This is a genomic window from Pseudomonas sp. NFPP07 (assembly GCF_900115645.1).
GTDB lineage: Bacteria > Pseudomonadota > Gammaproteobacteria > Pseudomonadales > Pseudomonadaceae > Aquipseudomonas > Aquipseudomonas chlororaphis.
The window spans coordinates 957,496-973,662 of the sequence record NZ_FOXG01000001.1; the positions used below are offsets into that span (position 1 = coordinate 957,496).

Below are 16,167 nucleotides of genomic sequence, written 5' to 3' on the forward strand. Positions count from 1 at the left end.
ACTATGCCGAACCCTCCAGCCGGACTGCCGCGCCTGATCCTCTGGATCATGCTCTTGCTGACCAGTGTCGCGTCCCTGCGCGCCGCCGAGCCTGAGCCTGCTCCGCTGTCCCTGGCCACGCTGATGGCCATGCGTCAGACGCTGCCCCCTCGCCCGCTACGGGTCGCCGAAGTGAGCGCCTCCAACGAGCAACCCGAGCCTCGTGGCAACGATGTGCTCAACCAGATCACCAACGATTACCTGGAACACATCAGCCAGTTTCTCGAACTGCCGATCCAGCGCGTGCCCTACCCTTCGGTGGACAGTGCCATCGCCGGCCTGACAAACGGGGACATCGATCTGATGCCCCGCGCCACCGAGTACGAAAGAAAACAATCTGGGTTCGTCTACAGCCAGCCCTACCTGGACAACGAGCCGATCATCGTCGGGCGCATCACCGACAAGGACCTGTCCCCTGACCTGGCGGGCAAACGCGTGCTGGTTCCGGCCTACTATGTGCAGGCTGAAACAGTCGGCAAGGCCTATCCCAAGGCTGAATTGATCGTGATCAACAGCATTGTCGAAGGCCTGCAGCGCCTGTCCGACGGCGAAGCCGACGCCCTGATCGGCGATCAGCTGCGCACCAATTTCTACATGCGCAGCCTGGCCAACCTCAAGTTGCAGAACAAGTACGTCGCCAGTCTGCCGGCCATGGGTTTCAGCTTCGCTGCCCGCGGGCATGAGGACAATCTGGTGCCCCTGATCAACGCCGCGCTGAAGACGGTTTCCCGGGAGCGCAAGCAGGAGATATTGCAGCACTGGGAACGCTCGCCCTGGCTGTTCGCGCCGACCGACTCCTTCGCCCTCAACAGCGCGGAAGACAACTGGCTCAAGCATCTTCCTTCGCTGAACCTGATCGCCCACGAAATCCCCAATTACCTGTACCGCAAGGCCGACGGCCAATGGGCCGGACTGGCGTTCAATGTGCTGCGCAGCCTGGCCGACGACTATCAACTGCAACTGAACATCATCGACAGCCAGTCCCCGGACATCGACCGCCAGCGCCTGGAACGGGATGAGGCGCAAATCGCCCTGTCGCTGGCACCGGCTCCGGTCCGGCAGAAGCGCCTGTTATTCAGCGATGGCTTCGGCACCGACTACTGGGCCTTCATTACCCGCGAAGGCGCCAGTTCCCCCAGCTCGCTGGCGGCCCTGGGGGGCAGGCGCCTGGCGATCGCCGCCGGGCATCCCCTGCAGCCTCTGCTCCAGAGTCGCTACCCGAGCATCGAACTGGTACTCACCGACCACTACTCCCAGTCCCTGCATCTGGTCGAACAGGGCATGGTCGACGCCACGCTGAACAGCGCCGCCGATGCCCAACTGCTAGACAATCCCCGGCTCCGGGCCGGCAAGCAGTTCCAGGCCCAGGCCGAGCCCCTGGTGTTCGCCGTATCGGCCAAGCACCCCGAACTCCTGAGTATTCTCAACAAGCTCCTGTATTCGTTGAAAACTTCGGACGGCAATCAGCACCGCATCAGCATCCTGGCGCGGCCCGCCACCAAGGGTTCGCTCTGGGCCTATCTGCCGAGCTGGGTCTGGCAAAGCGCCGCGCTGGTCCTGGTGCTGGTACTGCTGTCGTTTTACTGGAACTGGCGCCTGCGGATTCAGATCCGCCAGCGGCGCGTCGCGCAGAATCAGCTCAAGGACCAACTGGCCTTCCAGTTCGCCTTGCTCAACGGCTTGCCCATCCCGCTTTACGTGCGTGACTTGCAAGGGCGCCTGAGCACCTGCAACCACGCTTATGAGCAGTTCTTCGGCCGGTCCCTGGACGAGATGCGCGGCACCACGCCGCAAGAACAAGGCATCGCCCCACGCGCCCTGGCCCTGGATCTGGAAGAGCAGCACCAACGGCTGCTGGATAACCGCCAGTCACAATTCCTCGACAGCGTGATCGAGGTCGATGGCCAGGCCCATCATATCTACCAATGGCTGGTGCCCTTCTACACCGCACTCGGCAAGCAGCAGGGCCTGCTGGGCGGCTGGATCGACATCAGCGTGCGCAAGCACCTGGAACACAAGCTGCTCGAAGCCCAACAGCAGGCAGTCGACGCCAGCGCCGCGAAAAGCCAGTTCCTCGCGACCATGAGCCATGAACTGCGCACCCCGCTGAACGCCATGGTCGGCCTGCTGGAGCTGGAAACCAGCGGCGCGTCCACCCCTTCGCAAAACCTCAGCATCGCCCAGCAGTCGGCGCAATCGATGATCGACCTGATCGGCAACATTCTCGATCTGGACAAGGTCGAGACCGGCCAGATGGAGCTGGTGCCCGGCCCCACCGACCTCGATCAACTATTGGCCAACTGCCTTGAGCTGTTCGCCGCGCAGGCCCGGGAAAAACACCTGGAGCTGAAGCTGCAACACCGCCTGCCCCCCGAGCGGCGCTACCAGGTGGACGCCCTGCGCCTGACGCAGATCCTTCACAACCTGTTGTCCAACGCCTTGAAGTTCACGAACCAGGGCTGGGTCGAACTGTCGGTCCAGGAGCTGGACTCGGGGCCTCGGCAAAGCCGCCTGATGTTCCATGTCAGCGACACCGGCATCGGCATCGCCGAGGATCAGCAGCCGCAGATTTTCGCGCCTTACCAGCAAGCCCACGCCGAGATCGCCCACCTGCACGGCGGCTCCGGCCTGGGCCTGAGCATCTGCAAACAGCTGGTCGAACTCATGGGCGGCAGCATCCGCCTCGCCAGTGCAGCGGGCCAGGGTTGCCGGGTCAGCTTCGAACTGACCCTGCCCTGGCAACCGGACGAGGACGAGCCGCAGCATGCCCTTCAAGGTGCTACGGCGGTGGCCGGGTTGAATGTACTGATCGTCGACGACGTTTCCACCAACGGCCTGGTGCTCGAACAGCAACTGCTCAGGCTCGGCCATCGCGGGACCTACGTCAGCAATGGCAAGGCGGCGTTGCAAGCCTGGGAACAGGGCCAGTTCGATGTGCTGGTCACCGATTGCAACATGCCGCACATGGACGGCTACGCCCTGGCCCGCAATGTCCGTGCCGCAGAACAGTCGCGCGGGCTGCCCAGGATCCCGATCATCGGCTACACCGCCCGCGCCCTGGCAGACGAAAATCAGCGTTGCCAGGCGGCCGGCATGGACGACCTGATGATCAAACCCATCGTCCTCGAGCGTCTGCGGGAAATACTCGGCAAGCTGAAAGCGCCCGGGCTATCCAGTTCATCCCTCAACGCCCCCCTCACCCCGCCCCCCGCCCCAGCGCCTGACGAGGAGGCTGCCGCGACGTTCGACCTGTCCTACCTGGAGGGTTTCCAGAACGATCCGCCGCTCAAGGAGCGCTTGCTCCAGGAGCTGCGTCGGAACCTGGAACAGGAGCGCGAGCTGCTGAGCGCCCCGCTGCCCGACACACCGGAGTTCCTCGAACAGTGGGTCCACCGGGTCAGCGGCCTGGCCTGCACGGTCGATTCGCCGGCGTTGATGCGGGCCTGCCTCGACCTGCAACGTGCGACTCATGAAGGCGAGCAGGCCCTGGAGGTGCAACGCCACGCGGTGCTGTCGGTCATCGAACGCATGCTGGGCGATATCGAACGCCACGCCTGACCCACCCCGGACAGCCCTAAGTAACAATTCCGACCCTGGGTAACCCCAGGCTGCCCTCCTGAAACATTTTGTTCCATTCCCTGGCTCGCCGTTTCGTACTCGTCTCATACAAGGCAAAAGCCCCGCTCGGCATCCTAGGCCCCCTTCGAAACCGGGCGCCGCGGACCAGGAACATTCCAGGTCGACCCATTGGGCGGCCGGCATCGAAGAACTCAAAAAAGACTCTTTCACATCCCTAACTCAAGGTGATTCGATGCTTCATAACACCCGCGCCAGCGCCATGCGCAAGCTTCCGTTGGCCATCACCCTCGGCCTGGCTTCACTGGCCAGCCAGCAAGCCTTCGCCCACGGTTATGTCGAAAGTCCGAAGTCCCGTGCCTTCATGTGCTCCGCCACCGGCGGTAACCTCAACCGCGATTGCGGCCCTGTCACTTACGAACCGCAGAGTGTCGAGTACTCGCCATCGGTTCAGCATCACTACCCCAAGGATTACTGCTCGGGCGACTTCACCAAATGCGGTCCGGCGAACGGCACCATCCCGGCGGGCGGTATCACCAGCTTCTCGCAGCTCAACGAGCAGACGGCGACCCGCTGGCAGAAAACCACGATCAAGCCGGGCATGAATGAATTCACCTGGCACTACTCCGCCGGTCACGCCAGCGCCTACTACCAGTTCTACATCACCAAGAAAGACTGGAACCCGAACCAGCCGCTGACCCGCGACTCCTTCGAGATGACCCCGCTGCTCAATGAAAACGCCGGTGGCGTGCGTCCGCCGGCCGGTGGCAAGACCAAGCACAAGGTCAACATTCCTGCTGACCGCAGCGGTTACCACGTGATCCTGGCGACCTGGAAAATCGCCGACACCGCCGCCACCTTCTACCAGGCCATCGACGTCAACATCGACAACGATGGCGCGCCGATTCCTGACTGGAAAATCCTCGGTGCCGTACAGCCGGAACAACTGCAAGTCGGCGACAAGGTCAGCACTCGCGTGTTCACCAATGCCGGCGAACAGCAGAACCGCCAGACCCGCCTGAACATCGAGACCGCCGAGCAGGCCCAGGCCAACACCTGGCCGTTCCTGTTGGCGGAAAAGGTCAACAAGGCCAATGCCGGTTATGTGATGGGCGAGCTCAACGCCAACAACGAAGTCGTGCCCAACTACGGCAAGAACACCATGTACGCCAAGAACAACAGCGACGTGGTGCGTGTGGAAATCCAGAAAGAGCAGCCGAGCATTCCTGGCGAGCTGAAACTTTCCGGCCTGCAGGCCGAGTACACCTTGAAGGACAACGCCACCGACCTGCACTTCAACGCCATTGCCCAGGGCGGCAAGTACACCATCAGCTCGACGGTCTTCAACGGCAAGAACGAGAGCATTGCTCACGTACAAGCCGAGCCTGGCAACAACACCCCGCACTTCTCCATCCCGCTGCGTAACGTCAGCGAAGGTGAGTACGACGTGGTAGTCGTGGCCAAGCCGGAGAAAGGCGAGCAGCTGCAACAAAGCCAGCGCATCACCCTCAAAGCCGAAGAAGTGGGCGGCGGCGGTGATTACGACTTCGTCTTCCCCAAAGGCCTGACCGGCTACAAGGCCGGCACCAAGGTCCTGGCCAAGGACGGCAACGTCTATGAGTGCAAGCCGTTCCCTTACAGCGGCTACTGCATCCAGTGGAACGCGGGCGCCACGCAGTTCGAGCCTGGCGTGGGCAGCAACTGGAAAGACGCCTGGATTCGCAAGTAATCCATAACCTGACCAACCGCAGCGTGGTGCCCCGGCACCGCGTTGCGGACCTTGGGAATCGACATGAATCACCCTCACTACTCAAAACCGCGCAGGCTGCTGCACTGGTTGTTCGCCGCCGTTGTGCTGTGGGCCACGATCAGCGGCTATACCAGCGCCCTGTTGCAGCCTTCGCCGTCGGTCCAACAGGCGATCGCCTTTATCAATGTCTCGCTGACCACCCTGCTGGTGCCGCTGTTCGTCCTGCGGCTGTTCTACCTGGTGCGCCATCCCGCTCCGGCGGCGCCCGCCCATCAGAGCGCGGCTGAGCGCAAGCTGGTGCATGCCGGGCACGCTGCCCTGCTGGTCACCCTCGGTACCGTGCTGTTCAGCGGCGTGCTGATGATGTCGCGCCCGATCGACCTGTTCGGTCTGCGGCTCCCGCAACCCTTGCAGGACCCGGCGGCCATCACCTTTTTCGAAGAGCTTCACCACTACAGCTGCATGGCCCTGGCCCTGCTGGTGGCCGGCCATATCGCCGCGGTGATCCTCCACCAATGGCGCGGGCATGGCGTGCTCAGACGCATGCTGCCGAAACGCCCATGAAAATGCTGCTCTCATGGCGCCCGCGCGGCTCCGGCCAACGCTACCTGCTGCCCGCCAGCCTGGTCGTCCTGGGCCTGTGGCTGGCCTGGCTCGGCCTCGACAGCTGGACCTACCGGCAAGTCGTGGCGGGCCAGCCGGTACCGAGCGCGGTACCGAGCGCCAGCGCCGAAAAACCGCTGCCCGCGCCCCTGGACGATCGCAACATCGCCAGGGTGTTCGGCGCCGTGCCGGTCGAATTCGACAGCGCTCAGGCCAGCCTGCCGCTGGTCCTGCTCGCCAGCCTGCTGGGCAGCCAGCCCGAACAATCCAGGGCCCTGATCCAGTACGCCGACAGCCGGGCCTTCTACTCCCCGGGCGAACGCCTGCCCGACGGCACGCTGCTCAAGAGCGTCAGCGCCGATCAGGTGGTGGTGCTGCGCAACGGCCGTGAACAGAACCTGCTGCTACCCGGGCGCCAGCTGCGCCTGCTCAGCCCCCAGACAACCCCACCGGAGGTCGCCGACCGAAAAGCCACGGCCCTTCTGCGAGCGATAGAGAACACACCATGAAACTGTCCAAGATTGCAGGCGCCGTGCTCAGCCTCGGCCTTCTTTTGAGTGCCATGCCCAGCAGTGCTGCCCTCACCACCCAGCGCCTGTGGACGCTGAACATGAAGGACGCCGAACTGCGCGACCTGGCCAGCGAAGTCGGTGAAATCACCGGCAAGACCCTGGTGGTCGATGCCCGGCTGCAAGGCAAGGTCAGCGTGCAATCGTCCAATGCACTGGACAAGGACGGTATCTACTCGCTGTTCCTCAGCGTGCTGCGCAGCCAGGGTTTCGTCGCCCTGGACCAGGGCGACCGGGTGCTGATCGTGCCGGCGGTGGAAGCCAAGACCAAATCCAGCGAGCAATCGGGCGATGAGTTCGTGACCCGGGTCCTGGACCTGCGCAACGCCAACGCCGCGGAAATCTCCGGGGTGGTGCGCCCGCTGGTGAGCGACGACGCCTATGTCGCGCCCTCGGCCAGCTCCAATGCCCTGGTGGTTTCCGACAGCGCCAGCAACGTCGAGCGCATCCGCCAGGTGGTCAGCGAACTGGACCAGGCCGGCAACCGCTCGTTCAGCACCGTGGCGCTCAAGCACGCCTGGGCCAGCGATGTGGCCCGGACCCTGAACGAAAGCATCAGCCAGACGGGCAACGGCCCCAGCGACGCCAAGGCCGTGGGCGACGCCCGTAGCAACCGGGTGATCCTCGCGGGCTCCGCCCAGGCCCGCCAGCGCATGGCCGATCTGGTCAAGGCCATCGACGTGCCGAGCAATGCCAATGACAGCGCGCGGGTGGTACGCCTGCACCACAGCGATGCGAAAAAACTCTCGAAGCTGCTCGACGGCATCGGCAAGCGCCTGGAAGACGGCAATCGCGGTGGCGGCGAAGGCAAGGGCAGCGGCAACTCGATACTGGTGAGCGCCGACGAAAGCCAGAACGCCCTGGTGCTGATGGCCGACCCGGCGCAACTGAGCATGCTCGACAAAGTCATCACCCAGCTGGACCAGCCACGGGCCCAGGTGCTGGTGGAAGCGGCCATCGTCGAAGTCAGCGGCGACATCAACGAAGCCCTCGGCGTGCAATGGGCGGCGCGCGCCGGCAACGTCGCCGGCGGCACCAATTTCAGCGGCACCGGCCTGTCGATCGGTACCCTGCTGGGGAATGGCAAGGACAAGAACATCACCCTGCCGGACGGCGCCATCATCGGCATCGGCACCAGCAATTTCGGCGCGCTGGTCACCGCCCTGTCCAGCGACTCGAAGAACAACCTGCTGTCCACCCCGAGCCTGCTGACCCTGGACAACGAAGCGGCGGAAATCCTCGTCGGCCAGAACGTGCCTTTCCAGACCGGCTCGTACACCACCGACACCGCCGGCGCCAGCAACCCCTTCACCACCGTGGAACGCCAGGACGTCGGCGTGACCCTCAAGGTGACGCCGCACATCAACGAGGGCAACACCCTGCGCCTGAAGGTCGAGCAGGAAAGCTCGGAACTGGCCAGCGCCCCGCCCGGCATCACCACCAGCGACGTGATCACCAACAAGCGCTCGGTGAAAAGCACGATCCTCGCCGACGACGGGCAGATCATCGTGCTCGGCGGCCTGATCAAGGACAACGTCAAGACCCAGGTCAGCAAGGTGCCGGTGCTGGGCAGCATTCCCCTGCTCGGCCGGCTGTTCACCAGCACCAAGGACGTCACCGAAAAGACCAACCTGATGGTCTTCCTGCGGCCGACCCTGGTGCGCGGCAGCGCCGATGCCGTCAACGTCAGCCAGCGCAAGTACGACGACCTGCGCAAGCTGCGCGCCAACGGCGACAGCCGCAGCGGCCTGGCCCTGCCCGCCGACTCGCGCCAGCTGTTCGATGCCGCCCCGCAGGATGGGACCCTCGACATTCGCGCCAGAGAGCCACGCCGATGAACCCGGTCGCGCGCCTGCCCTTTGGCTTCGCCAAGCGTCATGGGGTCCTGCTGGAATCCCTGGAAAACGGCCTGCGGCTTTATTGCCGGGCCGACACGCCGGTGGAAATCCTCGCCGAGGTCCGCCGTTGCCATGGCCCGTTGCGGGGCCAGCGGATACTCGACGCCGCACAGTTCGCCGAGTTGCTGGCCGAGCACTATCGCGATGGCCGCGACGACGCCATGCAAATGGCCGAGGGCCTGGGCGACCAGATCGCCGGCCAGGACGACCTGGCCAGCCTGGCCGAGCAACTGCCGCAGATCACCGACCTGCTGGAGCAGGAAGACGACGCGCCGATCATTCGCCTGATCAACGCGATCCTCGGCGAGGCGGTGAAGGTCAAGGCTTCGGATATCCACCTGGAAACCTTCGAGCAGCACCTGTCCGTGCGCCTGCGGGTCGACGGCCTGCTGCGCGAAGTGCTGCGCCCGCGCCGGGAACTGGCGGGCCTGCTGGTGTCGCGGATCAAGGTCATGTCCAAGCTCGACATCGCCGAGAAGCGCATCCCCCAGGACGGCCGCATCGCCCTGCGCATCGGCGGCCATGAAGTGGACGTGCGGGTCTCCACCCTGCCTTCGGCCTACGGCGAGCGGGTGGTCATGCGCCTGCTCGACAAACAGGCCGGGCGCCTGAACCTGGGGCGGCTGGGCATGGCCGAGGCGATCCGCGACAAGCTGGAAGACGCCCTGCTGCGCCCCCACGGCATCCTGCTGGTCACCGGCCCTACCGGCTCCGGCAAGACCACCACGCTGTATGCCGGGCTCAGCAGCCTGAACAACCAGACGCGCAACATCCTGACCATCGAAGACCCGGTGGAATACCACCTGGCCGGCATCGGCCAGACCCAGGTCAACACCAAGGTCGACATGACCTTCGCCCGTGGCCTGCGCGCCATTCTGCGCCAGGACCCGGATGTGGTCATGGTCGGCGAGATCCGTGACCGGGAAACCGCCGACATCGCCGTGCAGGCCTCCCTCACCGGCCACCTGGTGCTGTCCACCCTGCACACCAACAGCGCCATCGGCGCCGTCACCCGCCTGCTGGACATGGGCATCGAGCCCTTCCTGCTGTGCACCTCGCTGCTCGGCGTGGTCGCCCAGCGCCTGGTGCGGGTGCTCTGCGGCGATTGCAAGAGCGCCGCGCCGGCCGACGCCGCGGCCTGCCACCAGTTGCACCTCGACCCGCAACAGGCCCCGGTGCTCTATCACCCGGTCGGCTGCCCGGCCTGCCAGCACAGCGGCTATCGCGGCCGCCAGGGCATCTACGAACTGGTGCTGTTCGACGAACCGCTGCGCCAGTTGATCCATGAAGGGGCTGGCGAGGCCGCCTTGACCCAGTACGCGCGCCAGCATGCCCACAGCCTGTTCGCCGACGGTCGGGACAAGGTGCTGCAAGGCGTCACCAGCGTCGAAGAACTGCTACGTGTAACCCGGGAGCACTGACCGTGGCCGCCTACGAATACCTCGCCATGTGCAACGCCGGGCGCAAGACCCGTGGCGTGCAGGAAGCCGACAGCGAGCGGCAGGTCCGCCAGCTGCTGCGTGAACGCAACCTGATCGCCCTGCAGGTCAAGCCGGCCCGCGGGCAAAAGGACCGCTCCGGCGCCACGCTGACCAGCAGCCAACGCCTCAGCCCGGCGCAACTGGCCTTGCTCACCCGCCAGCTGGCGACCCTGGTCCAGGCCGCTCTGCCCCTGGAAGAAGTGCTGGCCGCGGTCGCCGCGCAATGCAGCAAGCGCGCGCAGCAAAGCATGATGCTGGCGATCCGCGCACGGGTGCTGGAAGGCCATGACCTGGCCCGAGCCATGGGCGAATACCCGCGCGCCTTCACCTCGATGTACCGGGCCACGGTGGCCGCCGGCGAACGCGCCGGCCACCTGGCCCAGGTACTGATGCAACTGGCCGACTACACCGAGGCCCGGCATGCCGCCCGCCAGCAGCTGCAGCTAGCCATGTTGTATCCGAGCATCCTGCTGCTGGCGGCCTTCGGCATCGTCGGCTTCCTGCTCAGTTTCGTGGTGCCGGATGTGGTCAAGGTGTTCATCGACAGTGGCCAGCAACTGCCGGTGCTGACCCGCGGCCTGATCGCCACCAGCGACTTCGCCCGGGACTACGGCCTGCTCCTGCTGCTGATGCTCGGCAGCCTCGCCGCCGGCCTGCGCGTGGCCCTGCGCAAGCCCGCCCTGGCCATGCGCTGGCATCAGGCCCAGCTGCGCTTGCCGGTGATCGGGCGGGTCATCCAGGCCAGCAACAGCACCCGTTTTGTCAGCACCCTGGCAATTCTCGGACGCAGCGGCGTGCCGCTGGTGGATGCCCTGGAAATCTCCGCCGAAGTGGTCGCCAACCAGCAGATTCGTACTCGTATGAAAGACGTGGCGCGTGCCGTGCGCGAAGGTAGCGGGCTGACCCGGGCCCTGGAACAGAGCGGCGATTTCCCGCCGATGATGCTGTACATGATCGCCAGCGGCGAACGCTCGGGGGAACTGGACGGCATGCTCGAACGTGCCGCCCACCAGCAGCAGACCCAGCTGTCCAACGGCATCGCCATGCTGGTCGGGCTGTTCGAGCCGGCGATGCTGGTGTTCATGGGCGCCAGCGTGCTGGTGATCGTCCTGGCGATCCTGATGCCCATTCTCAACCTCAACCAACTCATCACCTGAAGAGCACACAACATGCGCAACCCTTCCCGCCAACGCGGCTTCACCCTGATCGAGATCATGGTGGTCGTGGTGATTCTCGGTGTCCTGGCCGCCCTGGTGGTCCCGCAGATCATGAGCCGCCCGGACCAGGCCAAGGTCACCGCCGCCCGCAGCGACATCAAGGCCGTGGCCACCGCCCTGGAAATCTACAAGCTCGACAACCACCACTACCCCTCGACCCAGCAGGGCCTGGAAGCCCTGGTGAAGAAACCGGCAGGCATGCCGGCGGCCCTCAACTGGAACCCCGACGGCTACCTCAAGCGCCTGCCCAAGGACCCCTGGGGCAACCCTTACCAGTTCCTCGCCCCGGGTCGCGAAGGCTCGGCCTACGACCTGTATTCCTTCGGTGCCGACGGCCGCAACGGCGGCGACGGCACCAACGCCGACATCGGCAACTGGGAGCCTTGAAGTGCGCAAGCCAATGGCGGGTTTCACCCTGCTGGAGCTGCTGGTGGTCATGGTGATCATCGGCTTGCTGGCCGGCATGGTCGGGCTGGTCCAGAGCGACTCGGGCGGGCAGAAGGCCCGGCGCGAGGCCGAGCGCCTGCAAAACCTCATTGGCCTGCTGCGCGAAGACGCGGTGTTGAACAACCTCAATCACGGCCTGCGCCTGGAGCCGGACCACTACACAGTGCTGAGCCTCGACCGTGGCGGCCAGTGGCAGGCCGACAAACGCTTCAAGGAACACCGGCTGCCCGGCGAGCTGCGCCTGAATCTGCAGGAGCCACGAGGCCCAAATAAAGGCCTGGGCCAGGGCAAGGAGCCGCAACTCTGGGTGCTGGCCAACGACCAGATCTCACCCTTCAATCTGCTGCTGGAATACCGCCAGCAACCGCTGCTGTCGCTGTCCAGCGACGGTGTCGAGGAGGTGCGTCTTGCCCCGGTGCAATAAACAGGCGGGCTTCACCCTGCTGGAAGTGATGGTCGCCCTGGCCATTTTCGCCGTGCTGTCGCTGTCGCTCTACAGCGCCACCGAACACCTGATCGGCAACAACGGCGGCCTCAGCGAACGGACCCTGGCGCAGTGGCTGGCGGACAACCGCCTGAACGAGCTGCGCGCCGGCATGCGCCAACCCCAGAGCCAGCGCCAGGAACCGGTGCGCTTCGCCGGGCGCGACTGGCTGCTGACCAGCGAAACCGCCGCCGCGCCCGACCCGCGCCTGCTGAAGATCGTGCTCGAAGTCTCCACCGACGCCCCCATGCCGCGGCAGCGCGCGCGCCTGGCTGGTTATCTGGAGGCCCGCCCATGAAACGCCGGCAACAGGGTTTCACCCTGCTCGAAGTGCTGATCGCCATGGCCCTGTTCAGCCTGCTCGGCCTGGCCTGCTATCAGTTGCTCGAACGCATGATGCACACCGACCAGCGGATTCATCAGCACGAACTGCAACTGCGGCGCCTGCAACGCGCGGTGGGTATCTTCGAGCGCGACCTGACCCAGGCCATCGCCTACCCGGTCAACGGCAGCTCGGCGCGCCAGGCCCTGATCGGCGAACCGGGGCGCATCCAGCTGGTACGCGGCGGCTGGAGCAATCCGTTGCAACAGGCGCGCAACGACCTGCTGCTGGTCACCTATCGCTGGAGCGACAGCCAATGGCTGCGCGAGTACCGCAGCCCGGTGGACGGTCCCGACCTGTCCGGCACTGCCGCGCAACAACTGCTGCTCGATGGCGTCCGCCTCGAACGCCTGCGCTACATCGACGACCAGGGTCAGGCCCACCCCAACTGGCCTGTGGGTCAGGCGCCATTGAGCCTGCCCCAGGCCATCGAACTGGAACTCGACGCCCCCGGTTATCCCGGCCTGCGGCGGGTGATCCTGCTGCCGGGCTTCAAGGGGCTGGACCATGGTTAAGGCCTGTAGACAACGGGGCATCGCGCTGATCAGCGTGCTGTTGATCACCTCCCTGGCGACCCTGATCGTCAGTGACATGCTGGCCCGCCAGCGCCTGAGCCTGATCGGCAGTTCCAACCAGCTGTTGCAGCAGCAACTGTGGCAACTGGCGCTCAGCGGCGAAGCCTGGGCCCGTGGCCAACTGCGCGACGACTGGCGCGACGAGCCGGAGCCCAAGCGCGTACACCTGGGCCAACGCTGGGCCCACAGCACGCCGACCTTCGACATCGACGGCGGGCGTATCCGCATCCAGCTGCAAGACCTCGGCGCGCGTTTCAACCTCGGCACCCTGCGCACGCCCAACGACCGCATCAGTCGCCTGCGTTATCAACGCCTGTTGCAAGTGCTCGGCCTGCCGCCCCACGACCCCAGGCGCCTGCCGCCGGTGCGTGGTTTCGACGGCAAGCCGCTGGCCTGGAACGACAGCAGCGAATTGATGCGCCTGGAAGGCGTCGACACAGCGGTCATGGAACGCCTGCGACCCTGGGTCAGAACCACGCCGGGAGCCCTGAACCTCAACACCGCCCCGGCCGAACAACTGGCCAGCCTGGGCAAGCTCGACCTGGCCCAGGCCATCGCCCTGGTGCAGGCGCGTCCCGCCGATGGCTACAAGACGGTGCAGGAGTTTCTCGACGCCCCCGTGCTGAAACAGCACGAGATCAACAGCCAGGGGCTCGATGTCAGCAGCCGCTATTTCCAGGCGGTGCTGGATGTCGAACTGGGCGACCGCCAATTGCGCCTGATCAGCCGCCTGCGCATCGAGCCGGACGGTCAGGTCAGCGTACTGCAGCGCACCCTCGCCGCCCCTTCCCGTTTTCCGGAGTAACCCCATGCAAGCCTGGCTTTACCTCACCACCGTGACCGTGGACGACGACTCGCCCGTCACCTGGTGGCAAACCGACGGCGAGCCGGTGCACGGCACGCTGCAACAGGCGGCGGTGCTGGCCGGCCAGCGCCTGACCCTGCTGCTGCCGGCGGAAATCGCCAGCCATCACCGCTTCGACGTACCGCCGCGCAGCGGCCGCTGGTTGCAGCAAGCCATCCATTCGGTACTGGAAGAACGGTTGCTGGACGACCCCGAGCAATTGCACCTGGCCCGTGGGCCGTTGCAGGCGCGCCGGCACTGCCGGCTGTTCGTCCTGCAACGCCAGTGGCTGGAGCAACTGCTGGAGCGCCTGGCCAGCCATGGCCTGACGGCCGAGCGCATTCATGTCGATGCCGACTGCCTGCCGGACAGCCAGGCCCTGGCCCTGCGCTGCCACGACCGCTGGCTGATCGGCGGGGCCTGCCAGCAACGCCTGGCGCTCGACGACCAGGCCCTCGAAGAGCTGGCCCCGCTGCTGCCCGACAACCTGCAACGCAGCGAGGAAACGCCCTGGCCGCTGTTGGCCCGGGGCAGCGCGCAGGCCATCGATCTGCGCCAAGGGGCATTCGCCCCGCGCAGCCCGTCGCGTACGCCATGGCGGGCGCTGCTGGCAATCCTGGTCATCGCCTGCGGCGCTCAAGTGGCCCAGGACGTGGGTCATCGCTGGTTGCTGCAACACAAGGCCGCCGAGGTGACCGAGGCCAGCCTGGAACTCTGGCGCCAGCGCTTCCCCGACGAGCCCCGGGTGATCGACCTCGCCCGCCAGGTCCAGGCCCGTGCCCAACAGGCCGGCCAGCCCCAGCAAAGCCTGGCGCGCCGGCTCGACAGCCTGGCCAGCCAATGGACCGGCAGCGATGGCGGCGATACGCGGGTTCGCCGGCTGGACTACCAACAGGCGCAAGGCTGGACCCTGCAAGTCAACGCGCCGGATTTCTCCACCCTCGAACGCCTGCGCGAAGCCCTCGCGCAGCAGGGCGCGAATGTGCAGGCCGACTCGGCCGTGCTCGCTCCCGACGGGGTCAGCGCCCGCCTGAAAATCACGGACTAACCCATGACCACCCTTTTCAATCGTTACTCGAACCGCTGGCAGCAGCTACCGGCCCGCGATCGCCTGGCCCTGAAGTTGCTCAGCCTGTTTCTGGCCGTGACGCTGTTCTGGACCCTGCTCTGGAATCCGCAGCGCCAGGCCCTGCAACAGGCTGAACAGCAGTTCCAGGAGGCCCTACAGTTGCAAACCGATCTGCTCAAGCTCCCTTCGTCCACCCAGGCTCGCGGCCCGCAGGCCAACGGCCGGACCCTGGCCGGCCTGATCACCGCCAGCACGGCCGCGGCCAACCTGAGCATCGAACGCATGGACAGCGAAGAATCCGGACGCCTCAATCTCAACCTGGGCGGCGCGCTGCAAGACCTGCTGACCTGGCTGGACGAGGTGGAAAACCAGGGCGTCAACCTGGTGTCGCTGCAGTTGGAGGTCGACCCTCAGGCCATGGTCCAGGCGCGCCTGACCCTGGAGGCGAACTGATCGCGCCCGCCGCTCAGCGGGCCGACTCCTCATCGACCCGCTCAGTGCCCTGCAGGCGCGGGCCCCAATCCTCGACCGCCGCCTGCTCGACCCGGCGCTCCAGGATGCGGCGCCAGGAGGGCACCAGCGGTAGTTCCAGGCACAGGCGAATCTCCTCCAGTGCCACCTCGCGGGAAAACAGCACCGCGCTCAAGCGCGACAGCGGCCACTGCTCGAACGGGCGCTCGACCTGCTGCAACACGTCCCCGGCGCTCAGGCTGCCCGCCTCCAGCACCCGGTAATACCAGCCCGTGCGTCCGCTCTGCTGGACACGCAGCGACATGTCTTTCACGGCAAAGCGGTCATTGAGTTTCCAGCACGGCATGCGGCCCTGGGACACCTCCAGCAACACGCTGCCGACCCGGACCCGGTCGCCCAGGCAGACGTTCTGCTCGGTCCAGCCGTGGCTGCTGAAGTTCTCGCCAAAGGCGCCCGGCTGCTCCAGCAACGCATGCGGCCCCAGCTCGGCGGCCCAGGCGGCGTAATGCTCGCGGGGATAGTGATGAATGGCTTTCTCGGTGCCGCCATGCACCCGCCGGTCGCCCTGCTCGTCTTCCAGCAGGCCCTGCGGACCGACCTGCAGGCTGCCGGTGCGCGGGGTCTTGGCGATCGCGCTCATGGACCCCGGCCGGCTGTAGGCCACGGCGCGGCCAGTCAACAGGGCATCGAGGGTTATACGTTCAGGGGTCATGACCTTACTCCATGGTTTCAGCGGCGAACGGACGTTCCCGGCAGATCAAC

The 16,167-nt window shown here is 65.8% G+C and carries 15 protein-coding genes; 14 read left to right on the forward strand and 1 reads right to left on the reverse strand.

What is annotated here, in order from left to right; all coding sequences use genetic code 11:
* Positions 1-3: 3 nt before the first annotated feature.
* The 14 genes from BM019_RS04530 to gspM all read left to right on the forward strand — a co-directional run bounded on the left by BM019_RS04530 (position 4) and on the right by gspM (position 15,387).
* Entirely contained in the window at positions 4-3,597 is a 3,594-nt protein-coding gene (locus BM019_RS04530; protein ID WP_092417704.1) for an ATP-binding protein, read from the forward strand.
* A gap of 253 nt (positions 3,598-3,850) precedes the next feature.
* Positions 3,851-5,344 (forward strand): N-acetylglucosamine-binding protein GbpA, encoded by a 1,494-nt coding sequence (gbpA, locus tag BM019_RS04535; protein ID WP_009045569.1) that lies wholly within the window; start codon positions 3,851-3,853, stop codon positions 5,342-5,344.
* 63 nt (positions 5,345-5,407) lie between these two features.
* On the forward strand, positions 5,408-5,929 hold the full coding sequence (locus BM019_RS04540; RefSeq protein WP_092417705.1) for a cytochrome b: 522 nt from the start codon (positions 5,408-5,410) through the stop codon (positions 5,927-5,929).
* Positions 5,926-6,477 (forward strand): type II secretion system protein N, encoded by a 552-nt coding sequence (locus BM019_RS04545; protein ID WP_092417706.1) that lies wholly within the window; start codon positions 5,926-5,928, stop codon positions 6,475-6,477. Before BM019_RS04540 ends, BM019_RS04545 begins: the two co-directional genes overlap by 4 nt.
* Entirely contained in the window at positions 6,474-8,375 is a 1,902-nt protein-coding gene (gene gspD / locus BM019_RS04550; RefSeq protein ID WP_092417707.1) for a type II secretion system secretin GspD, read from the forward strand. The genes BM019_RS04545 and gspD overlap by 4 nt, the downstream gene beginning before the upstream one ends.
* On the forward strand, positions 8,372-9,856 hold the full coding sequence (gspE, locus tag BM019_RS04555; RefSeq protein ID WP_062824637.1) for a type II secretion system ATPase GspE: 1,485 nt from the start codon (positions 8,372-8,374) through the stop codon (positions 9,854-9,856). The genes gspD and gspE overlap by 4 nt, the downstream gene beginning before the upstream one ends.
* Before the next feature lie 2 nt (positions 9,857-9,858).
* Positions 9,859-11,073, forward strand: a complete 1,215-nt coding sequence (gene gspF, locus BM019_RS04560) for a type II secretion system inner membrane protein GspF (RefSeq protein ID WP_062824636.1) — start codon at positions 9,859-9,861, stop codon at positions 11,071-11,073.
* 12 nt (positions 11,074-11,085) lie between these two features.
* Positions 11,086-11,520, forward strand: coding sequence for a type II secretion system major pseudopilin GspG (gspG, locus tag BM019_RS04565; protein ID WP_009045575.1), 435 nt, complete (start codon positions 11,086-11,088; stop codon positions 11,518-11,520).
* 1 nt (position 11,521) lies between these two features.
* Complete coding sequence (gspH, locus tag BM019_RS04570) at positions 11,522-12,004, forward strand: type II secretion system minor pseudopilin GspH (RefSeq protein ID WP_085532408.1); 483 nt, start codon at positions 11,522-11,524, stop codon at positions 12,002-12,004.
* Positions 11,988-12,362 carry a type II secretion system minor pseudopilin GspI gene (gene gspI / locus BM019_RS04575; RefSeq protein ID WP_007923211.1) on the forward strand — a complete coding sequence of 125 codons (375 nt, stop codon included), beginning with the start codon at positions 11,988-11,990 and terminating at the stop codon, positions 12,360-12,362. Before gspH ends, gspI begins: the two co-directional genes overlap by 17 nt.
* Positions 12,359-12,961, forward strand: a complete 603-nt coding sequence (gspJ, locus tag BM019_RS04580) for a type II secretion system minor pseudopilin GspJ (RefSeq protein ID WP_009045578.1) — start codon at positions 12,359-12,361, stop codon at positions 12,959-12,961. Before gspI ends, gspJ begins: the two co-directional genes overlap by 4 nt.
* Positions 12,954-13,826, forward strand: coding sequence for a type II secretion system minor pseudopilin GspK (gene gspK / locus BM019_RS04585; protein ID WP_092417708.1), 873 nt, complete (start codon positions 12,954-12,956; stop codon positions 13,824-13,826). The genes gspJ and gspK overlap by 8 nt, the downstream gene beginning before the upstream one ends.
* 4 nt (positions 13,827-13,830) lie before the next feature.
* Positions 13,831-14,913 carry a type II secretion system protein GspL gene (gene gspL, locus BM019_RS04590; RefSeq protein WP_062824632.1) on the forward strand — a complete coding sequence of 361 codons (1,083 nt, stop codon included), beginning with the start codon at positions 13,831-13,833 and terminating at the stop codon, positions 14,911-14,913.
* Between the two features lie 3 nt (positions 14,914-14,916).
* Positions 14,917-15,387, forward strand: coding sequence for a type II secretion system protein GspM (gene gspM, locus BM019_RS04595; protein ID WP_092417709.1), 471 nt, complete (start codon positions 14,917-14,919; stop codon positions 15,385-15,387).
* A gap of 13 nt (positions 15,388-15,400) precedes the next feature.
* On the opposite strand, the gene BM019_RS04600 is transcribed toward gspM, so the two are convergent.
* Positions 15,401-16,117 carry an MOSC domain-containing protein gene (locus tag BM019_RS04600; protein ID WP_092417710.1) on the reverse strand — a complete coding sequence of 239 codons (717 nt, stop codon included), beginning with the start codon at positions 16,115-16,117 and terminating at the stop codon, positions 15,401-15,403.
* Between the last annotated feature and the right edge of the window lie 50 nt (positions 16,118-16,167).

Excerpts from the sequence above, each read along its gene's own strand:
- gspG (WP_009045575.1), top strand. The coding sequence starts at position 11,086 with ATGCGCAACCCTTCCCGCCAACGCGGCTTCACCCTGATCGAGATCATG.
- gbpA (WP_009045569.1), top strand. The coding sequence starts at position 3,851 with ATGCTTCATAACACCCGCGCCAGCGCCATGCGCAAGCTTCCGTTGGCC.
- gspL (WP_062824632.1), top strand. The coding sequence starts at position 13,831 with ATGCAAGCCTGGCTTTACCTCACCACCGTGACCGTGGACGACGACTCG.
- gspM (WP_092417709.1), top strand. The coding sequence starts at position 14,917 with ATGACCACCCTTTTCAATCGTTACTCGAACCGCTGGCAGCAGCTACCG.
- BM019_RS04540 (WP_092417705.1), top strand. The coding sequence starts at position 5,408 with ATGAATCACCCTCACTACTCAAAACCGCGCAGGCTGCTGCACTGGTTG.
- BM019_RS04530 (WP_092417704.1), top strand. The coding sequence starts at position 4 with ATGCCGAACCCTCCAGCCGGACTGCCGCGCCTGATCCTCTGGATCATG.
- gspD (WP_092417707.1), top strand. The coding sequence starts at position 6,474 with ATGAAACTGTCCAAGATTGCAGGCGCCGTGCTCAGCCTCGGCCTTCTT.
- BM019_RS04545 (WP_092417706.1), top strand. The coding sequence starts at position 5,926 with ATGAAAATGCTGCTCTCATGGCGCCCGCGCGGCTCCGGCCAACGCTAC.
- gspJ (WP_009045578.1), top strand. The coding sequence starts at position 12,359 with ATGAAACGCCGGCAACAGGGTTTCACCCTGCTCGAAGTGCTGATCGCC.
- gspE (WP_062824637.1), top strand. The coding sequence starts at position 8,372 with ATGAACCCGGTCGCGCGCCTGCCCTTTGGCTTCGCCAAGCGTCATGGG.
- BM019_RS04600 (WP_092417710.1), bottom strand. The coding sequence starts at position 16,117 with ATGACCCCTGAACGTATAACCCTCGATGCCCTGTTGACTGGCCGCGCC.
- gspK (WP_092417708.1), top strand. The coding sequence starts at position 12,954 with ATGGTTAAGGCCTGTAGACAACGGGGCATCGCGCTGATCAGCGTGCTG.